Consider the following 4,935-nt stretch of genomic DNA (forward strand, 5'->3'; position numbering starts at 1 on the left):
GCCGCCGCGAGGCATCGGCGGCCGTCGACGATGACGCGGTGCGCGACGACGCCGTCGAACTCATCGGGGCTCATGTGGACGAATTCGGCCCATTCGGTGGCCAGTACGAGGACGTCGGCGTCGGCGGCCGCGGCGCGTGCGGTGTCGGCGAAGTGGAGCATCGGGTACATGCGGCGCGCGTTGTCGGAGGCCTTCGGGTCGAAGACCGTCACCGACGCACCCCGCAACGCGAGCTGACCGGCCACCGAGAGGGCAGGCGAATCACGGACGTCATCGCTCTCGGGTTTGAACGCCGCGCCGAGGATCGCGATGTTGGCACCGATGAGATCACCGGGGCAGGCGTCCTCGATCAGATCGACCATCGCTGTACGCCTGCGCATGTTGATCGCGTCGACCTCGTGCAGGAAGCGCAAGGTGCGCCCGGCACCGAGCTCCTCGGCGCGAGCCATGAACGCGCGGATGTCCTTGGGGAGGCAGCCACCGCCGAAACCCAAGCCGGCGTTGAGGAATCGTCGACCGATTCGGTTGTCGTAGCCGATGGCGTCGGCCAAGGCCGAGACGTCGGCACCGACGACCTCACACAATTCGCTGACCGCATTGATGAACGAGATCTTGGTCGCCAGAAAGGCATTCGCGGAGGTCTTCACCAATTCCGCAGTGGCCCAATCGGTGGTGACCATCGGGACTCCGGTGTCGAGGATCTCGCGGTACACCTCTCCGATCACCGCGACGGCGGCACTCGACGACCGATCGTGCGTCGGGTCGGTTCCGACGACAATGCGATCGGGACGCAGGGTGTCCTCGACGGCGAATCCCTCGCGCAGGAACTCCGGACTCCAGACCAGTTCGACGTCGGCGAGGTCGCCGGTGATCGCCGCGATCGATTCGGCGAGCTCGGCCGAGGTTCCGACCGGGACAGTCGATTTCCCGACGATCAGATGCTCCCCCCGCACGAGCCCGGCGAGCGCTTCCACAGCCGAGAAGACATACGACGTATCGGCACCGTACCCGCGCGCCCGTTGCGGGGTGCCCACACCGACGAAGTGCACGTCGCCGTGGTCGGCGGCCGCTTGCATCGAGGTCGAGAACTCGAGGCGGCCGGCGGCGATGTTGCGGCGCAAGATGTCGGAGAGTCCGGGCTCGAAGAACGGCACCTCACCGGCACGGAGGCGGGCGACCTTCTCGGCGTCGACGTCGACCCCGAGGACGTCATGCCCGAGTTCGGCCATGCAGGCCGCGTGCGTCGCGCCGAGGTAACCACATCCGATCACGGTGAGCTTCATAGGAGTAGACCTACGCGCAGCGTCGGGCGCACAACCCACCATGGCGTGGCGACGCAGCGACGCGTCGGTGAACTCCCGCCCTCGGATCAGTGGTCCGGCCGCTGGTCGAGGTCTCCCTTCCCGTGGCCGACATCTCTCTTCCCCGAAGGCAGATGTCCCTCTCCCCCGGATGGTCGAGGTTGGTCGAGGTGAGAGGAGCGCCAGCGACGAACCTCGAGACCACCGTCACCGACGCCGGAACCCGCCCGCGACCCCTCAGTCCGCGTCGCGCACGAAGTTCAGATACGCCTTTGACGGCGTCGGCCCCCGTTGCCCCTGGTACTTCGAGCCGACCGCGGCACTTCCGTACGGGTTCAACGCGGCACTGGTCAGCCGCAGCAGACAGAGCTGCCCGATCTTCATTCCCGGCCACAGCGTGATCGGCAGGTTCGCCACGTTCGACAGTTCGAGGGTGATGTGACCGGAGAAGCCCGGGTCGATGAACCCCGCGGTCGAATGCGTCAGCAGCCCGAGACGTCCCAGTGATGACTTGCCCTCGAGTCGGCCGGCGAGGTCGTCGGGCAGGGTGCACACTTCCAGCGTCGACCCGAGCACGAACTCGCCCGGATGTAGCACGAACGGCTCTCCCGGAGCCGGTTCGACCAACGTCGTCAGCTCGTCCTGGCGCTGGGCAGGGTCGATGTGGGTGTAGCGGGTGTTGTTGAACACCCGGAACAGTCCGTCGAGGCGCACATCAATGCTCGACGGCTGGACGAGAGCAGCGTCGAACGGGTCCAGCGCGAGGCGCCCGCTGTCGATGGCGGCATGGATGTCCCGGTCGGAGAGCAGCACACTGCGAGGCTATCGGACCAGCGTGCGCAGACGTAGCGTCACTACCCATGGACGACGAGCAGCTCTTCGCCGAGGTCGCCGACGAGCGCCGCGTCTGGCTGACCAACTGAGCGGTCTCACCAACGAAAGGTGGGCCACACCTTCGTTGTGCGCGGGCTGGACCTGTCGGGACGTCGTGGCGCATCTGGGGATGCCGTTGGTGGTGTGCGCGACAAGGCCGACAAGCGCTTCACCCCGCCCGGCAACGGACCGCTTGCACCCTTGAGCGACATCGTGATTCACGGTGCCGGCATCCGCCGACCACTCGTCGGCTACGGGCCTGAAGCTCGGGGTCCCGCCAAGTCGTTGATGCTGGTCATGACGGACCGTGGCATCGCCATGGCCAATCTCACCGGCGACGGGGTTGCGACGCTGACCTGAACGTGTCGCATGTCGCGACCTGCTGTGACGCGCTCGACAGATCCTTTGCTAGCATTGCCGTCGCGGGTCCTCGGGTCCGCACGCCGATGTAGTTCAATGGCAGAACATCAGCTTCCCAAGCTGAACACGCGGGTTCGATTCCCGTCATCGGCTCCGCAGGTCAGAGGGCATTTTCACCTCTGCCTTTTTCGTGGGATAGGCGCTGCAACCTTGTAGCGCCATTGGGTTCGGTGTGAACCAAAACGACCCCGACCAGCGCGGACACGCTGAGCCTGGGTCTCGGACACACGGAGAACACCCGCATGAGCCGTACCAGAATGGTACTCAGCGCCGTCGCTTTCCTTGCGGCCCTCTACTTCATCCCTCTCGGCATCCTCGCCGCCTGCATCAACCTCGGGTGACACGCATGAGCACCTGGCACCGGCTACCTCGCCGCCCTCGACGTCCTCGAAGAAACACCCGGCCCGATCCTCGGCACCTTCATCACCCGGCTACTCGCCGTCGAGCCCGACCCCGACGATGACCCAGCCTACGACGCCGGCTTCCGCTCCGCCCTCGTCAGTGCTCGCCGCCGAAACGGCGCACCCGGAATCGCACAGACCGCAAGCGGACGCCACCGTTACGCCCGCGCCGACATCACGTTCGCCCGCAGTCTCGGAATCGAAGCACGCGCTGTGTGTGGCGAATGGGCGTACCCCGGACGGACCTCGGGTGTGCTTGCGCCGTCGTGTGAGGCGTGCGGTCGCCCGTAACCCTGCCGTCAGCCCCGGACGGTTCAGCCGTAGCCGCGTCATAGCGGCATCGGGGCGCTCAGTGCGCGTAACCGACTCCCAACCACGCGCCCGTCGTTATCGGCCAGCTCGACGCAAACCAGCGGCCAGCACGTAGCTCAGTCCCACACCGTGCTTGTGGGCCACCCGAGGATCGCGACCGACGGTGCCATGACTTCACCTACCGACGCTCTCGGTGGGCTACTCGTCGTGGCCGTGATGCGATAACGGGCTATGGACTCGTGGGTCGACGGTGTGAGGGATTTTCGACACCGGCACCCGTAGGGTTCCGTTTGCTCGGGTAGGCACCCAAGCCACGCAAGACTTCAGCTCTCGTATCGGGCGGTACCCCGCGCAAGGCGACTGCAATGCAGAGCACGCGCGCAACGTAAGGGATTGCCGCACATTCGATTAGGGTCCATTTGGATCGTCAGACACGTCCTTCACGCCTCGCCAAACGTTGACGATTGACATGAGTGGTACGAGCCCGGAAGGCACGATCAAATGCGCCTGTGGACTGAGCTGTGTGAAACCCTGTGGATGGAGCCTGTGCAAAACTGTGCGTGCGACGCCGGGATAGCGACAGTATCCCGGACCCGCACGCGTTCCGGGGTGGCGGCTCCACCCCGGAACGCAGCAAAGCGCCCCACCGGCTCACTCAGCGCCATTGGGGCGCTTCACTATCCAGATCAGGCCGCAGCGGTGGCAATCTGAACCACACCGCCGGGACGCAACACCGAAACACCGAACCGGCCCTCGGTGCGGACCCGGATCAGGTTGGCGCCGAAGTCGTCACCCTGAGTGCCCCAGTCGACCTTCACGCCCAGGGCGTCGGCGTCAACCCGTACGGCCGAACCGTCGAGCAGCACACCCTTCTTCGCGGGCAGCGCGTTCGACACCACCGGCACGCCATGCAACCGCTGCGCGGCGCGATCGACCGCGACGTTGCCGAGGTCGAAGGTGCCCGAGCCGTTGGCGCGCTGCAAGCTGATCGCCTCCCACGCGTCCGGCCGCAGCACGAAGACACCCGGAACGAACCCAGAGGCTTCCAGGCTCGTGACCGCTGTCCGATGACACCGTAGTTGGGAGTGGTGACAGCTACATGAGAGGCGCTGGCCTGCGGTTTCGGCACCCAGGATAGAGCGGTTCGATGCCAGCCGAAGCGGGGCTCCGGGCATTATGTGGTGATGAATTGTCTTCAGTGACAGCCGATGTGGGAGTTCGTGGTGGATTCTTGCAGGTCGGCGAGTTCCAAGTCCCAGGTTGGTGTCACAGGGTCTCATCTAGCTAGCTAAAGCGCTGACCAGGCCTTCCGCACGACTCCAGCAGAAGCGTGACACATCAACAAAGTGCTAACCTTGATGCTGTGGACGACGATGCGCAGCATTGGCTGAATAAGCGCGAAGCCCGTGCGTGGCAGGGGTTTCACCAGATGTGGGCGCAGCTCAACGGGCATCTGGCCCGCGAACTAGCCCGCGACAGCGCCATGACCGAATCGGAGTACGCAGTACTGGCCACGCTGTCCGAAGCTCCAGGCGGCCGACTTCGCGCTCGCGACCTGGGCCGCGAATTGGGCTGGGAACGCAGTCGACTATCCCATCAGATACGCCGCATGGAGGCTCCCCCCCCCC

4 protein-coding genes, 1 tRNA gene and 1 pseudogene are annotated in these 4,935 nt (G+C 65.6%); 3 read left to right on the forward strand and 3 right to left on the reverse strand.

Translation table 11 applies throughout. The annotated features are described in order from the left end of the window. Together B1964_RS21040 and dcd are read right to left on the reverse strand one after the other, a co-directional pair. Positions 1-1,283: UDP-glucose/GDP-mannose dehydrogenase family protein (locus B1964_RS21040; protein WP_079931160.1), on the reverse strand; the 1,283-nt coding region annotated here is incomplete at its 3' end. A gap of 255 nt (positions 1,284-1,538) precedes the next feature. Further along, positions 1,539-2,114, reverse strand: coding sequence for a dCTP deaminase (gene dcd / locus B1964_RS21045; protein ID WP_014361808.1), 576 nt, complete (start codon positions 2,112-2,114; stop codon positions 1,539-1,541). Positions 2,115-2,161: 47 nt separating this feature from the next. Between dcd and B1964_RS21050 the strand changes: the two are divergent. Both B1964_RS21050 and B1964_RS21055 read left to right on the forward strand, forming a co-directional pair. After that, a pseudogene (locus B1964_RS21050) lies at positions 2,162-2,534 on the forward strand (maleylpyruvate isomerase N-terminal domain-containing protein). An 82-nt stretch (positions 2,535-2,616) separates the two neighbouring features. Then, positions 2,617-2,687: transfer RNA gene (locus B1964_RS21055), tRNA-Gly, on the forward strand. A 1,306-nt stretch (positions 2,688-3,993) separates the two neighbouring features. Here the strand turns inward: B1964_RS21055 and B1964_RS21060 are convergent. Then, positions 3,994-4,323: a hypothetical protein gene (locus B1964_RS21060; protein ID WP_079931161.1), complete on the reverse strand. Its 330-nt coding sequence runs from the start codon at positions 4,321-4,323 to the stop codon at positions 3,994-3,996. 347 nt (positions 4,324-4,670) lie between these two features. Here B1964_RS21060 and B1964_RS21065 point away from each other — a divergent pair. Then, positions 4,671-4,935 (forward strand): helix-turn-helix domain-containing protein (locus tag B1964_RS21065; RefSeq protein WP_253194107.1); only part of this gene is annotated, 265 nt, incomplete at its 3' end.

It is taken from the genome of Gordonia sp. i37 (assembly GCF_002043085.1).
Lineage (GTDB): Bacteria > Actinomycetota > Actinomycetes > Mycobacteriales > Mycobacteriaceae > Gordonia > Gordonia polyisoprenivorans.